Below are 21,209 nucleotides of genomic sequence, written 5' to 3' on the forward strand. Positions count from 1 at the left end.
CAGCGCAGCACACGCAGTGGCAAGCGTGGGGGCCACACAACCTTACTGGTAACCGAAGGAGCGGACGCGGGCTTCGTCATCGGCCCAACCGGAGCGCACTTTGACCCACATCTCGATGAACACCTTGCAGTCGAGTGCTTTTTCCAGCTCGACGCGGGTTTCCATGCCGATGCGTTTGATGCGCTCGCCCTTGTCACCAATCACCATGGCTTTGTGGGTGTCGCGCTCGACCACGATGGTGGCGGCAATCCTGAGCAGGCGTTTTTGGCCCTTGCGCGCAGGCGGCTCTTCCTCGAACTTGTCGATGACCACGGTCGAGGTGTACGGCAACTCATCGCCGGTCAAGCGGAACAGCTTTTCGCGCACGGTCTCGCTGGCCAGGAATTTCTCGCTGCGGTCGGTCAATTCGTCTTCGGCGTACCACCAGGCTTGCTCGGGCAGATATTTTTCGCAGATGCCCAGCATGCGCTCGATGTCTTTGGCGTTCTTGGCCGACATCGGCACGAACTCGGCAAAGGTGTGGCGCTGCTGCATTTCTTGCAGCCAGGGCGCAATGTCGGAACGGCGCGTCACCTGGTCCAGCTTGTTGGCCACCAGCAACGTGGGAATGTCTTTGCTCAGCAGCGCCAGCACTTTGGCATCGGCCTGGTTGAACATGCCGGCTTCGACCACGAACAAAATCAGATCGACATCGCCGACCGCACCGAGCACGGTCTTGTTGAGCGAACGGTTCAGCGCGTTGTTATGGCGCGTCTGGAAGCCGGGGGTATCGACAAACACAAACTGGGTCGCACCCTGGCTGTGAATGCCGGTGATGCGGTGGCGCGTGGTTTGCGCCTTGCGCGAGGTGATGCTGATCTTCTGGCCGACCAGGGCGTTCATCAAGGTCGATTTACCGACGTTGGGTTTGCCGACGATGGCGATCAGGCCGCAGCGCTGGCCTTCGACCGGCGCGTCCGCGGGCGCGGCGACGCGCATGCTTTTGAGCATGCTTTCCACATCATTTTGACCTTCAGGCCCCGTTGCGTCTGCGTCAGCAGCTATTATTTTAGTAGCATTCATGATTTGGCCTTTGCCTTGATTGTTTGCAGCATGGCGGCAGCTGCGGCCTGTTCGCCCGCACGGCGTGATCCGCCAATGCCGCGCTCTGAAAAATTGAGTTCGATAATCTCACATTCGACGTCAAACGTCTGCTTGTGGGCTGCACCTTGGGTCCCGACCACGCGGTAGAGCGGCAAATTCATTTTGCGTCCCTGCAACCACTCCTGCAGCTCGGTCTTCGGGTCTTTGCCAATGGCTTCCATTTCCGGGTTGATTTCCACCGCTTTGAACAGGCGCTGCACCAGACTTTGCGCCGCAGGAAAACCGGCATCCAGGTAGACCGCGCCAATAATGGCCTCCAGCGTGTCCGCCAGAATGGAGGGCCGTTTATGACCACCCGAGCGGGACTCGCCCTCGCCCAGCCGCAGGACATCGGGCAAACCCAGCTCGACGGCCAGCTGGTGCAGCGTGTCTTGCTTGACCAGATTGGCGCGGATGCGGGACAAGTCACCTTCCGGCAGCGCACGCAGACGCTCGTACAGCAAATCAGACACCGCCAGGCTCAGGACCGAATCGCCCAAAAACTCCAGCCGCTCGTAATGGTCGCTGGAAAAACTGCGGTGTGTTACCGCCTGCGTCAACAAGGCAGGGTTGGTAAATTCATGCTGCAACCGACGTTGCAGCGCCATCAAACCTTCATTCACGCGTGGGTATCTTTCTGTGGGTGCATTACTTGGAACGTCCGCTGTATTTGAGCGTCAGGTAACCCGGACCGGCCAAGTGAATTTCGCGCTGATAGGCAAAACTGACCACAATCTTGTCGCCTTCTTTGGTCACGTCAATGTCCTTGCCGGAGATGGAACTGATGTTGTCAATGGCGGACGCCTTGTCAAAAATACTGCGCACTTCAGCCACCGAATTACCTTCACGCGCCTTGTTGGCGGCTTTCAAAATCGCCTGGTATTCGATGGCGGTTGGCACAATTTGCGCGCCGATCACCCCGGTGACAGCCAGCAGGCCGCCAACCACCAAGAGCCCTAAAAAAGACAAACCGCGCTGCCTGGACCTGAATTGATGCGTCATACAGTTTCCTGATCAGTTAAGAGACAAAATATCAATTGAACGACCCGATGCGCTTCAAGCTGCTGAAGTTCATCCAGACAAAAAACGCTTTACCCACAATGTTTTTGTCCGGCACAAAACCCCAATAGCGCGAATCCAGCGAATTATCGCGGTTGTCGCCCATCATGAAGTAGTGGCCTTGCGGCACTTTGCACACCACGCCTTCCACACTGTAGTGGCAGTTTTGCTTGAATACAAAGTCGTCCGCGCCCGGCACAAAGGCGGGCCGGTCGTCGTCATTCAGTATGCCGTGCTTGTGCTCGCCCAGCGTTTCCTGGTACTGCTTGAAATAACGCATCACATCTTCATCAAAGAACTCGGGCAGCGCTGCCGTCTCGATCACTTTGCCGTTGATGGTTAAGCGCTTGTTGAGGTAAGCCACCTCGTCGCCCGGGACACCGACCACGCGCTTGATGTAATCCAGACTCGGCTTGGGCGGGTAACGGAACACCATCACATCGCCGCGCTGCGGGGGCGTGCCTTCGGTGATCTTGGTGTTGATCACGGGCAGACGCACGCCGTAGTGAAACTTGTTCACCAGAATCAGGTCGCCGACCAGCAGCGTCGGAATCATGGAGCCCGATGGAATCTTGAACGGCTCGAACAGGAACGAGCGCAGAAAAAACACGGAGATGATCACCGGAAAGAGCCCGGCCGTCCAGTCCAGCCACCAGGGTTGCGCCAGGATGCGATTTCTGGCCTCCGAGACGTCCATGTCAACTTGGTTGATACCTTGCTTGCGCAGCTCTTCGCGGCGCTGGAGGGACTCCGCGTCCAGCAGCGCCGCCGCTTTGAAACGCTGCGGCTGAAAGTAAAAACGCTCGGCCAGCCAGTAAACGCCGGTGACGACGGTGGCCAAAAACAACAGCAGCGCAAAGTTGCCTTCGACCAGGCCGAAGTACCAGGCACCGGCGTAGCCGACAAAGCCCGCCAGGATGAAGGAGGTTAGGGCTTGCATTAGCCGTCCACCTGCAAAATTGCCAAAAATGCTTCTTGCGGCACTTCCACTGAACCGATTTGCTTCATGCGTTTTTTTCCTTCTTTTTGTTTATCCAGGAGCTTGCGTTTGCGCGAAATATCGCCGCCGTAGCACTTGGCAATCACGTTTTTGCGCAGCGCCTTGATGGACTCTCGCGCAATGATATTGGAGCCGATGGCGGCCTGAATTGCCACGTCATACATCTGGCGCGAAATAATTTCACGCATCTTGGCCACGACGGCCCGGCCGCGGAATTGCGACTGCGAGCGGTGCACGATGATGGACAGGGCATCCACCTTGTCACCGTTCAGCAAGATATCGACCTTCACCACGTCAGCGGCGCGGTACTCCTTGAACTCATAGTCCATGGACGCATAACCGCGCGACACCGACTTCAGCTTGTCAAAGAAATCCAACACGATTTCCGCCAGCGGCATCTCGTAGGTCAGCATCACCTGGCGACCGTGGTAGGCCATGTTCATCTGCACGCCACGTTTCTGGTTGGCCAGCGTCATCACGGCGCCGACATAGTCTTGCGGCATGTACAAGTGCACGGTGACGATAGGCTCACGGATCTCGTCCATGCGGCCCTGGTCGGGCATCTTGGACGGGTTTTCAACCATCCGCACTTCGCCATCCACCCCCACCACCTGGTACACCACGCTGGGCGCGGTGGTGATCAGGTCCTGGTCAAACTCGCGTTCCAGACGTTCCTGCACGATCTCCATGTGCAACAGCCCGAGGAAGCCGCAACGGAATCCAAAACCCAGCGCTTGCGACACTTCCGGCTCATAGTGCAACGACGCATCGTTGAGCTTGAGTTTCTCCAGACTGTCGCGCAAGCCTTCATACTGGTTGGCCTCGGTCGGGTACAAACCGGCAAACACCTGCGGCTGAATTTCCTTGAAACCGGGCAGCGGCTCCGTGGCCGTGAACGCAGCACCCCCGGTGCCGAGTTTCACCAGGGTCACGGTGTCGCCCACCTTGGCCGCCTGCAGTTCGCGAATGCCGGCAATGATGTAGCCCACCTCTCCGGCCTCCAGCGAATCGCGCGCTTCATTGGCGGGCGTGAAGACGCCGAGGTTGTCGGCGTTGTACACCGCGCCGGTGGCCATCATCTTGATGCGTTCGCCCTTGCCCAGACGGCCATCGACCACGCGCACCAACATCACGACGCCGACATAAGTGTCGAACCAGCTGTCCACAATCATGGCGCGCAAGGGCCCGGTCGGGTTGCCCTTGGGCGGCGGAATTCGGGCGACCACGGCCTCCAGAATTTCATCAATGCCCATGCCGGTTTTAGCGGAACACGGAATGGCATCGGTGGCATCAATCCCGATCACATCTTCAATTTCAACCTTGGCGTTATCTGGATCGGCGTTGGGCAAATCCATCTTGTTGAGTACCGGCACCACCTCCACGCCCAGCTCCAGCGCGGTATAGCAATTGGCCACGGTTTGCGCTTCAACACCCTGACTGGCATCCACCACCAGCAGGGCGCCTTCGCAGGCCGAGAGTGAGCGACTCACTTCATAAGAGAAGTCAACGTGACCGGGGGTGTCGATCAGATTCAGGTTGTAAATCTGGCCATCGAGCGCCTTGTATTTGAGCGAGGCGGTCTGGGCCTTGATGGTGATGCCACGCTCTTTCTCGATGTCCATCGAGTCCAGCACCTGTGCTTGCATCTCCCGCTCTTGCAAACCACCACAGCGCTGAATCAAGCGATCCGCTAGGGTTGATTTGCCATGATCAATGTGCGCAATGATCGAAAAATTTCTGATGTGATTCATCAACGAGGACACTTAAGTGATTGAATTAAAACGATGAGACCAGAAAAAAGGGCGCGTCGAATTTTGACGCGCCCTGAACCAACAATCATTGGCAACTGCGAAGGTTGGAAGTTCATTGTAGGCAAAAAGCCAGAAACGTACAGCCAAAAAACAGTCACCATGCGTCGTTGCGGAGCAGCAACAAAAATCTTATACACAACTTATTAACAGCTTGGGTGGATCAAGCTCTGGACAACTTGTGGGTGAACTGTGGACTGCCTGTGGAGCGGTGCAACTCATCCCGTATGGTGGACTTCGGTCCATTCAATATGCCTGTAATCCATGATGATCCGCGTTCATTCTAACCAAAACAGCAATTAACAAATTTAAAAGTTAGTGAATGCCAACATTGATCAAGCACAAAAACGGGTAAAAAATAAATAGTTCACTGTCTTTTACAGGTGAATCCGATGAAGAAAGACCCTAAATCCGAGTTCGATTCAGGGTCTTGCAGCGCCAACGGCCACTTAACGGGCCAACCGGATCACCGTGTATTGCGCCCATTCGCCGCGTCGAAACAGCACATTGACGGCTTTGTTCTTGTCCAGTTTTTTCACCACGAGATCGAACGCCTTGACGTTGGCCACCTCCATGTTGGCAATCTGCACAATCACATCGCCCTCACGAAGTCCGGCACGGGCGGCGGCATCGGTAGCGGCTTCGACCTTCACGCCGCCCTTGATCTTAAGTTCTTTCTTCTGGGCATCGGTCAACTCACTCACGGCCAGGCCCAACACCTGTCCAGCGCTTGAGGCAGTGGGCTTCTCTTCCTTGTCAGCGGCTTTGCGGGCGGATTTATCGGCTTCGATCTCCGCGATCGTGACCGTCAGCTCTTTGTAGCCGCCACGACGAAACACCGTCAGGGCGCTGCGGGTGCCGGGTTTGGTGCCGCCCACCATGCGCGGCAGGTCGCTGGATTTCTCAACTGGCTTGCCCTCAAACCTGGTGATGATGTCACCGGCTTCCACGCCTGCCTTGTCGGCGGGCGAGCCAACCTCGACACCCCGCACCAACGCCCCCTGTGCCTTGCCCAGTCCAATCGATTCCGCCACCTCTTTGGTGACCTGGTCAATCTGCACCCCGATGCGACCGCGCGACACGCGGCCGGACACCCGCAATTGCTCGCTCACCCGCATCGCTTCGTCCATCGGAATGGCAAACGAGATGCCCATGGAGCCGCCCGAGCGTGAATAGATCTGGCTGTTGATGCCCACCACTTCGCCGCGCATGTTGATCAACGGGCCCCCTGAATTACCGGGGTTGATCGCGACATCGGTCTGGATGAACGGCAGGTAGTCACCGGTATCACGCTGCTTGGCACTCACGATGCCGGCGGTCACGGTATTGTCCAGACCAAACGGGGACCCGATGGCCATCACCCATTCGCCGACCTTAAGCCGACTCACATCACCGACCTTGACGGCGGGCAGGCCCGTGGCGTCGATCTTGACCAGCGCAATATCGCTGCGCTTGTCAGCGCCAATAATTTTGGCCTTGAACTCGCGTTTGTCGGTAAGAGTGACGAGCACTTCGTCAGCGCCGTCCACGACATGCGCGTTCGTCATGACGAGACCGTCCGCGGACAGAATGAAACCCGAACCCACGCCGCGCGGCTGTTCTTCATCTTGCGGCTGAGGGCTTTTCTGGCGCGGGGGTTGACGCGGCATATTCGGGATCGGCAAGCCAAACTTACGAAAAAACTCCAGCAGTTCCTCCTCGCCGGCGCCTCCAGCACCGGCGCGCGCCGATACTTTTTCAAGTGTGCGGATATTGACCACCGAAGGGCCGACCTGCTCCACCAGATCGGTGAAGTCGGGCAAGGTACGTACTTGGGCGACCGCGGATGTCATGGGCAGAACGGCGACCGAGGCGGTCACCGCCAAGGCCCCCACCAGAACACACGAATGCAACTTCTTCCAATCGATTTGAATCATCATCGCCCTTTCATTGAAAAACAAGTTGGTATATGGTGCATTATTTTTTCCGCTCAAGTCCCTGTGCAAAGGCGGCCAGGGTCTGCGGCGGCACTTCACCAACCACCGTCAACCACCAGTCGCCGATACGGCGTGTCAGCGTGTGAGTGGCGCCCATGGCGGTCGTGCCAGGCTGCGCGTGCTGCTCCGCATCGTAGGCCTCGATAAATAGCGATACCGACGCCAAGCCATCAGAAAAAATCCATTGCAGGGTGTTCTCATGGCGGGCATTCGCCCCTGCCCCCACCGCCCGCTTGTAGCAACTCATGGGCTTGAAACCAGGCACCGCCGTCTTCAGCACCCACCCCTCGGCGGCGGCCGTGGTTTTCACCAGCCCCGGCTTCTCGACGTGGTAACCCTCGGTGTTGTCCATGAGTTTTGTCAGCTTGGCCATGCTGACTGGCGCGTCCAGTTGCAGTTCAGAAAAAGCCGCCTGCTCCAGCACATGCCCGTCGCCGGCCAGCGTCTGTAGCTTGACCACCAGCCCGGACTTTTTTTCGGTCCAGATCCGGTAGCCAAAACGCAACTTGTCTTTGGGCTTCAGCTGCACCACATCGGCCTCAAAACCCGCCACGCGCTCGTGGCCTGTCGCCTGCGCGCTGTAAAACTGCGCAATAGAGGCATCGTAGGAGTGCAGTAAATTTGGAAACAGCCCCAGTGACTCGCGCTTTTCTGCCACCGCCACCCGGCTCTCGGGTAAAAAAGTCACCACCTGATCGTTGCGCCGAAACGTGGAGCGGGGCGCGCCTGTCAACGACTCCACACGCTCCATCTGCTGTTCACCATCACACACATGCCAAATGCGCGCACTCGACATGGCGTTTCCTGCCGTGACGACAAAAGTTCCAATATAGGCACGGCGGCGTGAGGCCTCGTGCATGCGCATCAGCCACTCACTCACACTGCGGTCTGCCACTTTGGCATCCACCGCCGCAGGCGCACCAGCCGAAGACAAAGTTTGCGCCGTCACGGCGGTGCCTAGCGTGATGAAAAGGAACCCGGCCAAGCTGAAACGGAAAACCTTGCGCACAGCCCATGCCATTCTGGTTACCGCTCTGTTGATGGATCGAATCATCAGGATGTCCCTCTCTCTCAACGGCCTGCTCCCTCAAAGGTGGCATTACGAAGAAAGCCGGCCGGCTTTTGCAGTGCCGACGTGCCGCCAAACTGGCGGTGCGCCGCCAGCAGCGCATCCAGTTGGCGGTCTCGAATCATGACCTGCGGCGCACCATTGGCCGCGACCTGCTGTACCGCCACGTCCGGGTTGACGGTCTGCGCCATCAAGGCAGCACCTTGCAGATCGCCGCCCCCAACCAAAGCCTGCCAGCCGATCACCGACACCGCCGCCAGCGACGCAACGCCAGCCAACAGCTTCCAGCGAAAACTTGCGTTATTGGCACTCTCGACTTTCGAATCATTTAGACCTGCAGCCCCCGTTGATACTGCGCAAGAAGCTACTGAATTAATAGCAGCCATGCTGGGCCTGAGCGGCTTTTCCTGCTGCAAAGAAAGCTTCAATCGTTGCATAAAAGCAGTGTCAACAGCACTGGCCACGGTTTCGCCAGAGCGCAGCACCTCGCCCACCAGATGGTAGGTATCCCACGCCACTTGGGCAGCGTCAGCCTCGTTAAGCCACTCGACGGTGCGGGCGAATTCTTCCCCGCGCAACTGCCCGTCGGCCAGCGCCGACACAAGTTCACGATTTTTCTCTGCTTCTTGCATCATCATGTCCAGTCTCACCCAGTTTCGCTAGCGGTCTTACCAGCGTTTACCGGTCTGTTTTTCCAGCATCGGTTTCACTTTGGCTGAAATCGCTTCCCGTGCTCGGAATATTCGGGAGCGAACCGTGCCAATCGGGCAATTCATTACTTCTGCGATATCTTCATAGCTCAAACCTTCAATCTCTCGCAACGTCAACGCCTGCTGCAAATCTTCTGGTAAAGCCGCAAGGGCCGCATTCACGGCCGCGCCAATTTCCTTGGCCGCCAGTACCGACTCCGGTGTTTCATCTGATATTGGTTCACTTCTGGCGTAGTAAGTTTCATCGCCGTCCTCATCCAATTTAAAAGCGCTCTCCGACACGGTGGGATCGCGCTTGAGTTCCAGCAAGAACTTCTTGGCCGTATTGACGGCAATACGGTACAGCCAGGTGTAGAACTGGGCGTCACCGCGAAACTGGTGCAGCGCGCGGTAGGCACGGATGAACGTCTCCTGGGCGATGTCCTCCACCAGATCAACATCACGCACCATGCGGCCAATGAGCCGCTGAATCCGGCGCTGGTACTTGATGACGAGCAGCTCAAAAGCACCCTGGTCTCCCGCCACGGCGCGCTCCACCAGCATCACATCGCTGTCGGTGGCGCTGGGAGGCGCGGGTAACGGGGGCGGTGTTGCGTCGGCGTTCATGACTTCACCTGGGCCAGGGCCGCCTCCGCATAAGCCGTCAGGCCTTGGCCTGCACCGCGATGAGAGAAAACAGCCCGGCGTAAAGCATTCCAACGCACCGCCATCGTCCGGCGCTCAGGCCAAAGCCAGATCCGGCTGCCGGTGTCCGTGCGCAGGCTCAGCAGCAAAAAAAACTGTAAATCCAGATGTACGGACAGCACTGCGCAAACAGAGACATCCCGTTCGGTCCAGCTCCAAGCTTGACCATCCCAGCGCAAGCTGCCGCACGGAGAGCGGCGCCAGGCTTGAACCGCCATGACGCAAGTCCCCAGCAATGTGGCGACATACAGCCCTTGCCGCCAGCCGGCCAAGTCGGATTGGCGGAACCAAATCAAGCCGACAAGCACACTGGCCAAGCCGGTCAAAACCAGCAACCAGCCCTGAAAACGCGAACGCCCCACCGGATAACTGACCGCTGGGGCGCTGTGCATGCTGGAATCAATCAGCCAGGGACGTTTAGATTAGTGTGCGGGAAACGTTACGGCGCACGCTTGAAAACAAGCGAGCCGTTGGTGCCACCAAACCCAAAGTTGTTTTTCAAAGCCACATCTATCTTCATGTCCCGTGCGGTATTGGCACAGAAGTCCAGATCGCACTCCGGATCCTGGTTGAAAATATTGATGGTCGGCGGGCTCTTCTGGTGATGCAGCGCCAGCACGGTAAAGATGGACTCAATGCCACCGGCACCACCCAGCAAATGCCCGGTCATCGACTTGGTTGAGTTGACCACCGTCTTTTTCGCATGGTCGCCCAAGGCCGCCTTGATGGCATTGGTTTCATTCAAGTCACCCAGCGGTGTCGAGGTGCCGTGAGCATTCAGATAATCAATCTGATCAGCGTTCACGCCGGCATTGCGCATGGCACCCAGCATGGCACGGCGTGGACCGTCCATATTGGGAGCGGTCATGTGGCCGGCATCCGCGCTCATGCCAAAACCGGCCAGCTCAGCGTAAATCTTGGCACCGCGTGCCTTGGCGTGTTCGTACTCTTCGAGCACCATCACCCCCGCACCTTCGCCCAAAACAAAGCCATCACGATCCCTGTCCCACGGGCGTGACGCCGTTTGCGGGTCATCATTGCGAGTGCTCAGCGCCCGCATGGCGGCAAAACCGCCAATACCCAAGGGCGACACCGTGGCCTCAGACCCGCCGGCCACCATGACATCCGCGTCACCGTATTCGATCATGCGACCCGCTTCACCAATGCAGTGCAGCCCGGTGGTGCAAGCCGACACGATGGCCATATTGGGCCCTTTGAAACCAAAACGAATCGCCACATGACCCGCGATCATGTTGACAATCGTGGACGGTACAAAGAAGGGCGAAATGCGACGTGCACCACGATTAACAAACTCGGAGTGCATGTTTTCAATCATCGGCAAGCCGCCAATGCCTGAGCCAATCAGACAACCGATACGAGTGGACAACTCATCGTCCAGTGCATCAAGGGTCGGCAGGCCGGCATCGGCAACCGCCTGACTGGCTGCGGCAATACCAAAATGAATGAAGGCGTCCATCGTGCGCGCCTCTTTGGGGCCGATGTAGTCGCCGAGTTCAAAGCCCTTGACTTCACCCGCAATTTTGCAGGAGAAGCTTGAGGTATCAAACTTGGTGATCAAATCGATACCGGATTTCCCGGCCAGCAGGTTGGCCCAGGCATCGGCCACCGTGTTACCCACGGGACTGACACAACCCAAACCTGTTACTACAACGCGACGACGGGACATAGAATTTTGCAGTCAGTAGTTGATCTAAAGAAAGTTGCCTGGAACAGCTTGGAACCAGGCCTGTGGACTTGCATCGGGTACCAATGCAGTCCGTCACATTCAGTGTGGCGACGCATTGACGCGTCGCGCACACCGCACCTTACGCTTTCTTGTGCGTATTGGCGTAATCGATCGCGTTTTGCACTGTTGTGATCTTCTCGGCATCTTCGTCTGGAATTTCAATTCCAAACTCATCTTCCAGTGCCATCACCAGTTCCACAGTGTCAAGGGAATCTGCACCCAGATCGGCCACGAAGGCTTTTTCGCTGGTCACTTGTGACTCTTCCACACCGAGTTGTTCGGCAATAATTTTTTTCACGCGTGCTTCAATATCGCTCATGGGTTCACTCAGACGGTTGTAAATTAATCCGTGATTTTAGCCGGGCTTCGGGGTGATCCCCCAATCCGGCTGCCGAACGGATAAATCGGCTTGATTTGTCTTATCTCTGTTCCAGAGCTTACATCAGCATGCCGCCGTTGACGTGCAGCTCCTGCCCCGTCACATAGGCGGCTTGCGGCGAAGCCAGATAGGCCACGGCATGGGCAATATCAGAGGGCTTGCCCAACTGACCCAGCGGTATTTGGCTGAGCAGTGCTTTGTGCTGGTCTTCATGCAGGCTGGCCGTCATATCGGTTTCGATAAAGCCCGGCGCTACGCAATTGACGGTAATGTTGCGCGAGCCCAATTCACGCGCCAGTGCCCGGGTCATGCCCGCCACCCCCGCCTTGGCGGCGGCATAGTTGGCCTGCCCCGGGTTACCCGAGGCCCCCACCACCGACGTGATGCTGATGATGCGGCCATAACGCTGCTTCATCATGGTGCGCATGACCGCGCGACTCATGCGAAACACTGCCTTCAGATTGGTGTCAAGCACGGCATCCCACTCTTCGTCCTTCATGCGCATGGCGAGGTTGTCGCGCGTGATGCCGGCGTTGTTGACTAACACTTGCAAGCCGCCATGCTCTTTAACAATTTCGCCAATCAGGGTTTCGGCGGCCTGTGCATCGTTGACGTTCAACGTGCTGCCGCTACAGCCAGGGAAAGCAGCCAGGGTTTGCCCAATTTTGGCAGCCCCCTCGTCCGTGGTGGCGGTGCCAATCACTTTCAGCCCCCGCTTTGCCAGTTCCAGGGCAATGGCAGCGCCAATACCGCGTGAGGCGCCCGTCACCAGAGCGACTTGGCCTTCAAATTTAATATCACGCATGATTTGCACCCGAAAGTATGGTTTTGATATCCGCCAGGGTGGTCGGGTCCAACAGCGCCATGCCGTTCAGTTCCGGGTCGATGCGTTTGACCATGCCGGCCAGCACCTTGCCCGGCCCGCATTCCACGATCGACGTCAGGCCGCGTGCCTTGATGGCCTGCACACACTGCACCCAACGCACAGGACCGAAGGCTTGCCGGTACAGCGCATCGCGAATCCGGTCGGGATCGACCTCGACGGCGACGTCAACATTGTTGATCAATGCGATTTGAGGTGCCATAAATTCAATCGATTTCAATTGTTCTTTGAGTTTTTCAGCCGCTGGCTTCATCAAACTTGAATGAAACGGCGCCGACACCGGCAGCGACAAAGCGCGTTTGGCGCCATTAGCTTTCAATACTTCACAGGCCTTTTCAACGGCGGCCTTGCTGCCGGCAATCACGGTTTGACCGGGGTCATTGAAGTTGACGGCTTCCACGACCTCTAACGAATTTTCGTCAAAACTGCTGGTCACTTCTGCGCAGCCAGCGATTACTTTTGCGGCATCCATCCCCAGAATGGCCGCCATCGCACCCACACCCACCGGCACCGCATCCTGCATGGCCTGCGCCCTGAAGCGCACCAGCGGGGCCGCTTGCGTCAGCGTCAGCACACCGGCGGCTACCAAGGCTGAATATTCGCCCAGGGAATGTCCGGCCACGGCGGCCGGCGCCAAACCCGTCTCGGCCATCCAGACGCGGTACGCCGCCACGGCAGCCACCAACATCACCGGCTGGGTATTGGTCGTCAGGGCCAGCGCCTCCTTGGGTCCTTCTTTAATGAGCTTGGCAACATCTTCACGCAAAGCATCAGAGGCCTCGTTGAGTGTTGCAAGCACCACCGGATGATCGCCCCACGCGTCCAACATCCCCACGGATTGAGATCCCTGACCTGGAAAAACGAAAGCAAATGAATTCATGCTGAATTTGTCAAAGTTACGGTTCAAATCAGGCTCCTGCCCTTGTATTACCTGCGCCCAATGCTACAGATTTAGCAGCACTGCACCCCAGGTGAAACCACCGCCCACCGCTTCCAGCAAGAGCAGTTCACCAGGTTTGACCTTGCCGCTGCGCACCGCCGCATCCAGCGCCAGAGGAATGGAGGCGGCAGAAGTATTGCCGTGCTGGTCCACCGTGACGATCACTTTGTCCATCGGCAGTTTGAGCTTTCTGGCGGTACTTTGCATGATGCGAATATTGGCCTGATGCGGGACCAGCCAGTCAATATCCGCCGCGACCTTGCCCGCCTTGGCCAAGGTGTTACGGGCGGCTTCGTCCAGCAAGCCCACCGCCAGTTTGAAGACCGCCTGACCGTCCATTTTCAGCAAGGGATCACCCAACACCTTGCCGCCCGACACGTGACCGGGCACACACAGGATGCCAACATGCTTGCCGTCAGCGTGCAAGTCGCTGGCAAGAATACCGGGGGTATCAGACGCCTCCAACACCACGGCACCGGCGCCATCGCCAAACAACACGCAGGTGGTCCGGTCCTTGAAATCGAGAATGCGCGAAAAGACTTCGGCACCAATCACCAGCGCCTTCTTGGCCGCTCCCGACTTGATCATCGCGTCGGCAATGGTCAGCGCGTAAATAAAACCGCTGCACACGGCCTGCACATCAAACGCGGTGCTGCCATTGGCCCCCAGCTTGTTCTGCAAAATGCAGGCGGTCGAGGGGAACACCATATCAGGCGTGGAGGTAGCGACAATGATCAGGTCAATATCGGTGGCTTCGGCGCCTGCCGCCTGCAAAGCCCGGCGCGCGGCCTCCAGACCCAGATCACTGCTGCAAACTTCGGGGGCCGCAAAATGGCGCGCTCGAATTCCGGTGCGCTCAACAATCCAGTCATCCGAAGTTTCGACGCCTTGGGTGGCGAGCTCGGCGGCCAGATCGGCGTTGGTCAATCGACGGGGGGGGAGATAGCTACCGGTACCGGTGATGCGTGAATATAGTTTCATGTGTCAGGCGAGAGCGACCGCATCAGGCCGTCCAGAGGACTCAACAGCGACCAAGATAGGCGCCACGTGAGCAATCCGGACTTGAACACGGTCAAGCAGGTTGTTTCGGGCTGCATCATACGCCCGCGTCAAAGCGAACTGAAATGCCAACGCATCTGCGGAACCATGGCTCTTGAAAACCAGACCGCGCAGGCCCAGCAAGGCGCCGCCGTTGTAGCGTCGGTGATCCATCCGCTTTTTAAGAGCCGATATGATGGGATAAGCGGCAATTGCTGCTAATTTCGTGAAAATATTACGAGAAAACTCGATTTTCAGGAAATCCACAATCATGGTTGCCAGGCCTTCACTGGCTTTCAAGGCCACATTACCAACAAAGCCGTCGCACACGACGATGTCGGCGGTTCCTTTGAAAATATCGTTGCCTTCGACATTGCCATAGAAATTCAAATCGCCCGCTTTGGCCGCCGTTCGAAGCAGTTCGCCGGCTTTTTTAATGACTTCGTTGCCCTTGATGGCTTCTTCGCCAATATTGAGCAAACCGACCGTGGGATTGTCATTGCCGCTGAGTACGGACACCAAGGCAGAACCCATCATGGCAAACTGCAGCAAGTGCTCGGCCGAACAATCGACATTCGCCCCCATGTCCAGCACGGTGGTGGCCCCGCCCTTGGCATTGGGAATTTGCCCGGCAATCGCGGGGCGATCGATGCCATCCAGGGTTTTGAGCAAGTAGCGGGAAATAGCCATCAGCGCGGCGGTGTTGCCTGCCGACACAGCGGCCTGCGCAATACCATCCTTGACCTGCTGGATGGCGACACGCATGGAAGAATCTTTTTTACGCCGAAGTGCCACTTCGAGCGAATCATCCATACCAACGACCTCGCTGGCCACCACAATTTGGGCGCGCAAGTGGGAGAATTCACTCAAACTTTCAGGCAGCCCAACCAGAATCAACTGCGCGTCGGCATGTCGATCCAGAAAATTTCGGCAAGCAGGAAGCGTGACACGAGGGCCATGATCGCCTCCCATGCAGTCGACAGCGATTGTGATCATGGGAAACTAGTGCACCAAAGCAAATGGCAACCGAAAATCGGAAGCATAAATACAAAGGCCCGACGCTACAAACACGGTAGCCTCGGGCCTTGGCTTAATTAAAAATTAGGCTTCAGACTTGCTCTTGAGCACTTGACGACCACGGTAAAAGCCATTCGGGCTGATGTGGTGACGCAGGTGGATTTCACCCGTGGTGGACTCAACCGCAATGCCTGGCACGACCAGCGCATTGTGTGAACGGTGCATACCGCGCTTTGAAGGTGATTTTTTGTTCTGTTGGACAGCCATGATCTGCTCCTGGACGTTTAGATTGCGAAGGCCGCAACATAGTGGGTAATAGAACACGCGGCTTTTTAAATCGCGTGAAGCCTCAAATTATAGCTCACCTCGCCAGACTTAGCTGGACTTGCCGCCCTGCAGCTTGGCCAGCACCGCAAACGGATTGCGTTTTTCAGCCGACGCGACTTCAAAACCGGCATCCGCCACTTCCAGCTTAACCTCAACGGGGCACTCTTCATGACGGGGAACCACGGGCATCGCCATCAGCACTTCGTCCTCGATCAGATCCGCCAGGTTAAATTCCTGGCTCAGGGCCAGCACATCTTCTTCCGACTCTTCGTCTTGCGCCTCGGCAGCCTCTTCGCTGCCGACAAAGCGAAACGACTGCTTCACAGACACCGCAATGTCGACAGGCCCCAGACAGCGCTGGCACATCAACGGCAAACTGACCTCCGCCGTCAAATGCAACCAGATTTGTTCTGCGCCCGCTTCATCGGCCCGCAACTCCCCTTGCGCCGACCAATTAAGAACGTGATCGGCACCCAGCCCCTGCACCTCCTGCATTAAACGCTCATATTTTGATAGCAAATCATGTCCAGCGAGGGTACTTGCAGCATGCGCAAACGCCTTGACATCCAAATGGGTGGGGGGAGACTCTTGTTTCATGCACGCAGTGTAAGAGAATCACGGCATGTCTGAACCTACTCACCGAAAACTCATCCTGGGCTCCACCTCGCCCTACCGCCGTGAACTGTTAGCGCGTCTGCGCATTCCGTTTGAAGTCGCCGCGCCTGATGTTGATGAAACAGCCCAGGCGTCCGAGACACCGAAACAGCTGGCATGTCGGCTGGCCATGGCCAAGGCCCGCGCCGTAGCCACACAATTTCCCGCCTGTGTCGTGATCGGATCCGACCAGGTGGCCGAGCTGGACGGCCAAGCCCTCGGCAAACCGGGCAACCACGCACGCGCCACCGCGCAGTTGCAGCAAATGCGCGGAAAAACCGTGATTTTCCAGACGGCCGTCGCCGTGGTCTGCCTGGAAACGGGGTTTGCGCAAATGGACCTGGCCCAGGTCAAAGTGAAGTTTCGCGCGCTTTCTGACGCTGAAATCGAGGCTTACCTGCAAGCAGAGACCCCTTACGACTGCGCGGGCAGCGCCAAAAGTGAAGGCTTGGGCATCGCCCTGCTGGAGTCGATTGACAACGACGACCCGACCGCGCTGGTGGGCCTGCCTTTGATCCGAACCTGCCGCATGATTCAGGCCGCAGGCGTCAAGGTGCTATGACCATGACAACTACATCCACTCACACCGCGCAATCCCATAAGGGCACGCTGTATCTGGTCCCCGCACCGCTCGATTTCGGCTGTGACAGCCAGGTGGACCTGCAAAACACGATGCCCCAGGGCACCCTGATCGTGGCGGCAAAGCTGCAATACTGGGTCTGCGAAAACGCCAAGTCAGCGCGCGCTTATTTAAAACGGGTGAATGACATCACCCCGCTCAGCGGCCCGCTGCAGTCCCTGCAGATTCAGGAACTGCCCCGCGAAGTGCATAAAAAAGGTGACCACACCGGCAACTTTGATGCCCGCCACCTGCTGACGCCCGCGCTCGAAGGCCATGACATGGGGCTGGTCAGCGAAGCTGGCATGCCGGCGGTGGCCGACCCGGGCTCCTCGGTGGTGCGCGCGGCCCATGACTTGGGAATTGAAGTGCTCCCGCTGACCGGCCCGGTCTCGCTGTTGCTGGCGCTGGCCGCCAGTGGACTCAATGGCCAAAATTTTGCGTTTGTGGGCTACTTGCCGCAAGAAGCCACTGAACGCGCCAAGCGCGTGCGCGAGCTGGAATCACTGGCACTGAAAACCGGGCAGACCCAACTCTTTATTGAAACGCCTTACCGCAATGCGGCCATGCTGCAGACGCTGTTGCACACCTTGCAACACACCACCCGGCTGGCCGTGTGCAGCGGGCTAACGCTGGCCCGGGGTGTCTGTCGCAGCGACAGCATCAAAGACTGGCGACAAAAGACGTCGCCACTGGACAACTCGACCCCGGCGGTGTTTGCCCTGGGTCGCTAATTTCATTGTCAATACGGGTCAGCGGACGGCGGGAATCGATTGAATGGCGTGTACCGCGCCAGCACCAATGGAGGCACCAAAACGCTTGACCAAACGCTCCGCCACATTTTCGCGGCGGGTGTAGTCAATGATTTCTTCGGCCTTGACGACTTCGCGCGCCACGAAGTCGAGGTTGCCCAACTGATCGGCCAGCCCCAGTTCAATCGCTTGCTGGCCACTCCAGAACAGGCCACTGAAGGTCTCGGGCGTTTCCTTCAATCGGGAACCCCGGCCGGCCTTGACCACGTCGATGAACTGCTTGTGAATCTGGTCCAGCATGGTCTGGGCAAAAGCCCGTTGTTTTTCGGTTTGCGGGCTGAACGGATCCAGAAACCCCTTGTTTTCACCGGCCGTCATGAGACGGCGCTCCACGCCCAGCTTGTCCATCAGACCGGTAAAGCCAAAACCGTCCATCAACACGCCAATGCTGCCCACAATGCTGGCTTTGTCGACAAAAATCTTGTCGGCCGCCACGGCAATGTAATAGGCTGCCGAGGCACAGGACTCTTCCACCACGGCATACACCGGCTTCTTGTGTTTGGCCTTGAGACGCTTGATCTCGTCGTTGATGATGCCGGCCTGCACCGGACTGCCGCCGGGTGAATTGATCAACAGAACCACCGCCTGGGCGCCTTCGTCTTCAAACGCACCGCGCAAGGCGACCACAATCAATTCAGCACTGGCATCCGCACCTGAGGCGATTTCACCCTTGATTTCGACCACCGCCGTGTGCGGCGTCGAGGCATCCTGCGACGGGCCATTGCGACTGATCAGCACCCAAGCCGTGAGCACAAAAAAGGTTAGCCAGGCCAGCCGCACAAAATTGCGCCAGCGGCGGGCATGCCGTTGTTCGGTCAATGACGCAAACACCAGTTTTTCCAGTGTGGCGCGCTCCCAGCCAGGACTGGCAGAAGCATCCTCTTTTGCTACTTTTTTAGTAGCATTTGCCGCATTATTGACGGGGGCTGCAGCCTGATTTTCTGTTACAGCAGACTCGGGAGTGGCATTCGGTTGTTCGGGAATAAGAGGATCAGTCATTTCAAAACTCAAAAGGTTTCAGGTTATGGGCAGTATGCCAGTGCACGACGCCATCGAGCTCGGACGCCTCAATCTTGATCAAGCCACCCCGGCAGGGGCCACCGCGGCAGGCACCGGTCTGCGGCTGATAGATGGCGCCATGCGTGGCACACATCAGCCAGTGGCCCGTGCTGTCGAAAAAGCGGTTGGGCTGGTAATCCAACTCCATCGGCACATGGGCACAACGGTTCAGGTAGGCATAGGCCTGGCCCTGGTAACGAATGGCAAAAGCCCGGCAGGTCTGACCGCAATACATCACATCGAAGGAAACGGCTTCAGCGCTGTTGACCAGATCGGCGGAATTGCACAGGGGAACGCGTTGCGACATGTGAAAGCTTTCGCCGGTCAGGCGTTGCGCAGCAGCCAGTCGTGCAGTTCACGCACGGAATGGGCCACATAGCGGGGGTTCAGGGCATGGAACGCATCAGGTTCATGGGCGCCATAACTCACCCCCACGCTCGGGCAACCGGCGTTGAGGGCCATCTGCAAGTCGTGCGTGGTGTCGCCAATCATCAGCGTGCGCGCCGGTGTCACGCCAAACTCGCGCATCAGCTCCTGCAACATGCGGGGATGCGGCTTGCCCGCTGTTTCATCCGCCGTGCGCGATCCATCGAACAGGCCTTTGAGCTCGACCGCCTGCAGCGCTTCATCCAGGCCATGGCGGCTTTTGCCGGTGGCCACGGTCAGGCAGTGCTGGCGAGACTTTAAATCGGCCAGCATCAGCAGCACCCCTTCAAACAGGCTGATGTCGTTCTGGTGAGCGCTGTAATGGTGGCGGTAACGCGCACCAAGCTCCGGATACTTATCTTCTGACACGTCGGGCGCGGCATGCGCCAGTGCCTGCATCAAGCTCATGCCAATGACATAGGCCGCCTCCCGGTCACTCGGCACCGTGCCGCCCACGTCCCGCACCGCATTCTGAATGCTGCGCGTGATGATGGCGGTGGAGTCAAACAGCGTGCCATCCCAGTCAAAGGCAATCAAATCAAACTGCCGGGATGGGGACGTGTCAGGAAGGAGAGGGTGCAGCATGGGTCGCAAACGCTTCAAGTTCAGGAGGTAAATGGGCCAGCAATTCCACCCGTTCGCCGCTGGCCGGATGGTTGAACTGCAAGCGCCAGGCATGCAGGAACATTCGCTTGAGGGCGGGCAATTTGCCAGACCGCAGCAGCGTCTTGTTCAGGTCGAAATCGCCGTATTTGTCATCGCCCGCAATCGGATAGCCTTCGCTGGCGAGGTGAACCCGGATTTGATGGGTGCGTCCGGTCTTGATGGTGACTTCGAGCAAGGTAAAAGCGGTGGCTGTGGTGGCCCGGACTTTCACCAGGGTGACGGAAGGCATGCCATTGGGATCGTCCTTGGACACCACTTTGACGCGCCGCTCGCCTTCAGAGCCATCTTTATTGGCAAGCAGGTATTTGTGCAGCGGTTTGTCCAGCACTTTTTTGTTGCCCGGCCAGTGGCCGACCACCAGCGCCAGATAAGTTTTGCCAGTTTCCCGTTCGCGAAACTGGTCTTGCAGGTTGGTCAGGGCGCTTCTCTTCTTGGCAATCAGCAAAATACCGCTGGTGTCGCGGTCCAGGCGGTGCACCAATTCCAGAAATTTGGCTTGGGGCCGGGCCATGCGCAATTGTTCAATCACGCCAAAACTCACACCCGAGCCGCCATGCACCGCCACGCCCGACGGCTTGTCAATGGCGATCAGGTGCTCGTCTTCAAACAGAATGGGAAAGTCCCGGGCCGGGACGCCACGCGCCATGCTTTGCGCCATGGCTTCGGCTTTTTCGGCCACCCGTTCAGAAATCCGCACCGGCGGCAAGCGCACCGTATCGCCGGCCTGCACGCGGGAATCGGCGGACGCCCTGCCTTTGTTGACCCGCACTTCACCACTGCGAATGATGCGGTAGACGTGGGTTTTCGGCACGCCCTTGAGGTGGCGCATGAGGAAGTTATCGAGCCGTTGCCCCGCAGAGTCTTCATCTACAAGGACCGACTTGACCTGGGGAATTTGCGGGGCTGGATTGCCCCCTATAATGTGTTTCACTAGCGATGCGCTGTAAGTGGTTGATTTAACGACAAGTTAACTCATCGTTTAGGTGGAGTTTAGTTCACCCGCCATCACCAGCCCCAATAGTAAGTCGATGCCGCCGGGCGCCATGCACGCAAACCGCAAACCAGATGTTTGGGGTGGCCTGCAAAACGAACGGTCAAGACGACGCGTTGAAATACTGATACGGAATACCCAAAGTTCACAGACAAGTTGTCTGTGAACGGAATAAAGCGAGATGTTTGTGTTGATGAGCCTGATTCAAATATGCCAACGGTGC

General features: G+C 57.7%; 24 protein-coding genes. 2 read left to right on the forward strand and 22 right to left on the reverse strand.

Annotated features, from left to right (window positions below; translation table 11 throughout):
* Window positions 1-42: 42 nt before the first annotated feature.
* The 18 genes from era to HHJ17_RS07710 form a co-directional block, all read right to left on the reverse strand.
* Window positions 43-990: a GTPase Era gene (gene era, locus HHJ17_RS07625; protein WP_296501718.1), complete on the reverse strand. Its 948-nt coding sequence runs from the start codon at window positions 988-990 to the stop codon at window positions 43-45.
* A gap of 68 nt (window positions 991-1,058) precedes the next feature.
* Complete coding sequence (gene rnc / locus HHJ17_RS07630) at window positions 1,059-1,745, reverse strand: ribonuclease III (protein ID WP_296505464.1); 687 nt, start codon at window positions 1,743-1,745, stop codon at window positions 1,059-1,061.
* Between the two features lie 25 nt (window positions 1,746-1,770).
* Entirely contained in the window at window positions 1,771-2,124 is a 354-nt protein-coding gene (locus tag HHJ17_RS07635; RefSeq protein WP_296501564.1) for a DUF4845 domain-containing protein, read from the reverse strand.
* A gap of 31 nt (window positions 2,125-2,155) precedes the next feature.
* The gene (gene lepB, locus HHJ17_RS07640; protein ID WP_296501563.1) at window positions 2,156-3,121 is read right to left on the reverse strand and encodes a signal peptidase I; all 966 of its coding nucleotides are present in this window, start codon (window positions 3,119-3,121) and stop codon (window positions 2,156-2,158) included.
* Window positions 3,121-4,932 carry a translation elongation factor 4 gene (lepA, locus tag HHJ17_RS07645; RefSeq protein WP_296505466.1) on the reverse strand — a complete coding sequence of 604 codons (1,812 nt, stop codon included), beginning with the start codon at window positions 4,930-4,932 and terminating at the stop codon, window positions 3,121-3,123. The genes lepB and lepA overlap by 1 nt, the downstream gene beginning before the upstream one ends.
* Window positions 4,933-5,438: 506 nt before the next feature.
* Complete coding sequence (locus HHJ17_RS07650; protein ID WP_296505468.1) at window positions 5,439-6,908, reverse strand: DegQ family serine endoprotease; 1,470 nt, start codon at window positions 6,906-6,908, stop codon at window positions 5,439-5,441.
* Between the two features lie 37 nt (window positions 6,909-6,945).
* Window positions 6,946-7,986, reverse strand: coding sequence for a MucB/RseB C-terminal domain-containing protein (locus tag HHJ17_RS07655; protein ID WP_296505470.1), 1,041 nt, complete (start codon window positions 7,984-7,986; stop codon window positions 6,946-6,948).
* Between the two features lie 50 nt (window positions 7,987-8,036).
* Window positions 8,037-8,672 (reverse strand): sigma-E factor negative regulatory protein, encoded by a 636-nt coding sequence (locus HHJ17_RS07660; RefSeq protein ID WP_296505471.1) that lies wholly within the window; start codon window positions 8,670-8,672, stop codon window positions 8,037-8,039.
* A gap of 30 nt (window positions 8,673-8,702) precedes the next feature.
* Window positions 8,703-9,350, reverse strand: coding sequence for an RNA polymerase sigma factor RpoE (gene rpoE, locus HHJ17_RS07665; protein ID WP_296505472.1), 648 nt, complete (start codon window positions 9,348-9,350; stop codon window positions 8,703-8,705).
* On the reverse strand, window positions 9,347-9,820 hold the full coding sequence (locus HHJ17_RS07670) for a hypothetical protein (protein ID WP_296505473.1): 474 nt from the start codon (window positions 9,818-9,820) through the stop codon (window positions 9,347-9,349). The genes rpoE and HHJ17_RS07670 overlap by 4 nt, the downstream gene beginning before the upstream one ends.
* Window positions 9,821-9,867: 47 nt before the next feature.
* A complete protein-coding gene (gene fabF / locus HHJ17_RS07675; RefSeq protein ID WP_296505475.1) occupies window positions 9,868-11,115 on the reverse strand; it encodes a beta-ketoacyl-ACP synthase II in 1,248 nt (415 codons plus the stop codon).
* A gap of 139 nt (window positions 11,116-11,254) precedes the next feature.
* Window positions 11,255-11,494 carry an acyl carrier protein gene (gene acpP / locus HHJ17_RS07680; protein WP_114973157.1) on the reverse strand — a complete coding sequence of 80 codons (240 nt, stop codon included), beginning with the start codon at window positions 11,492-11,494 and terminating at the stop codon, window positions 11,255-11,257.
* A 118-nt stretch (window positions 11,495-11,612) separates the two neighbouring features.
* Window positions 11,613-12,359, reverse strand: a complete 747-nt coding sequence (gene fabG, locus HHJ17_RS07685) for a 3-oxoacyl-ACP reductase FabG (protein ID WP_296501555.1) — start codon at window positions 12,357-12,359, stop codon at window positions 11,613-11,615.
* Window positions 12,352-13,317, reverse strand: coding sequence for an ACP S-malonyltransferase (gene fabD, locus HHJ17_RS07690; protein ID WP_296501554.1), 966 nt, complete (start codon window positions 13,315-13,317; stop codon window positions 12,352-12,354). Before fabD ends, fabG begins: the two co-directional genes overlap by 8 nt.
* A gap of 63 nt (window positions 13,318-13,380) precedes the next feature.
* On the reverse strand, window positions 13,381-14,358 hold the full coding sequence (locus HHJ17_RS07695; RefSeq protein WP_296501553.1) for a beta-ketoacyl-ACP synthase III: 978 nt from the start codon (window positions 14,356-14,358) through the stop codon (window positions 13,381-13,383).
* A gap of 3 nt (window positions 14,359-14,361) precedes the next feature.
* A complete protein-coding gene (plsX, locus tag HHJ17_RS07700; protein WP_296501552.1) occupies window positions 14,362-15,411 on the reverse strand; it encodes a phosphate acyltransferase PlsX in 1,050 nt (349 codons plus the stop codon).
* Window positions 15,412-15,516: 105 nt separating this feature from the next.
* Window positions 15,517-15,699, reverse strand: a complete 183-nt coding sequence (rpmF, locus tag HHJ17_RS07705) for a 50S ribosomal protein L32 (protein ID WP_296501551.1) — start codon at window positions 15,697-15,699, stop codon at window positions 15,517-15,519.
* A 108-nt stretch (window positions 15,700-15,807) separates the two neighbouring features.
* Window positions 15,808-16,356 (reverse strand): YceD family protein, encoded by a 549-nt coding sequence (locus tag HHJ17_RS07710; RefSeq protein WP_296501550.1) that lies wholly within the window; start codon window positions 16,354-16,356, stop codon window positions 15,808-15,810.
* A 25-nt stretch (window positions 16,357-16,381) separates the two neighbouring features.
* Here HHJ17_RS07710 and HHJ17_RS07715 point away from each other — a divergent pair, with 25 nt between their 5' ends.
* Together HHJ17_RS07715 and HHJ17_RS07720 are read left to right on the forward strand one after the other, a co-directional pair.
* Window positions 16,382-16,975, forward strand: coding sequence for a Maf family nucleotide pyrophosphatase (locus tag HHJ17_RS07715; protein ID WP_296501549.1), 594 nt, complete (start codon window positions 16,382-16,384; stop codon window positions 16,973-16,975).
* Window positions 16,976-16,977: 2 nt separating this feature from the next.
* Entirely contained in the window at window positions 16,978-17,766 is a 789-nt protein-coding gene (locus HHJ17_RS07720) for an SAM-dependent methyltransferase (RefSeq protein ID WP_296501548.1), read from the forward strand.
* 18 nt (window positions 17,767-17,784) lie between these two features.
* Here the strand turns inward: HHJ17_RS07720 and HHJ17_RS07725 are convergent, their stop codons facing one another.
* From HHJ17_RS07725 to HHJ17_RS07740, 4 genes are read right to left on the reverse strand one after another with little or no spacing between them, the layout of a single operon-like run.
* The gene (locus tag HHJ17_RS07725; protein ID WP_296501547.1) at window positions 17,785-18,843 is read right to left on the reverse strand and encodes a S49 family peptidase; all 1,059 of its coding nucleotides are present in this window, start codon (window positions 18,841-18,843) and stop codon (window positions 17,785-17,787) included.
* A gap of 1 nt (window position 18,844) precedes the next feature.
* Window positions 18,845-19,210, reverse strand: a complete 366-nt coding sequence (locus HHJ17_RS07730; protein ID WP_296501546.1) for a Rieske 2Fe-2S domain-containing protein — start codon at window positions 19,208-19,210, stop codon at window positions 18,845-18,847.
* A gap of 17 nt (window positions 19,211-19,227) precedes the next feature.
* Window positions 19,228-19,914, reverse strand: a complete 687-nt coding sequence (locus HHJ17_RS07735) for an HAD-IA family hydrolase (RefSeq protein ID WP_296501545.1) — start codon at window positions 19,912-19,914, stop codon at window positions 19,228-19,230.
* The gene (locus tag HHJ17_RS07740; protein ID WP_296501544.1) at window positions 19,892-20,926 is read right to left on the reverse strand and encodes an RluA family pseudouridine synthase; all 1,035 of its coding nucleotides are present in this window, start codon (window positions 20,924-20,926) and stop codon (window positions 19,892-19,894) included. The genes HHJ17_RS07735 and HHJ17_RS07740 overlap by 23 nt, the downstream gene beginning before the upstream one ends.
* Between the last annotated feature and the right edge of the window lie 283 nt (window positions 20,927-21,209).

Source organism: Rhodoferax sp. (genome assembly GCF_012927445.1).
Classification (GTDB): domain Bacteria; phylum Pseudomonadota; class Gammaproteobacteria; order Burkholderiales; family Burkholderiaceae_C; genus Rhodoferax.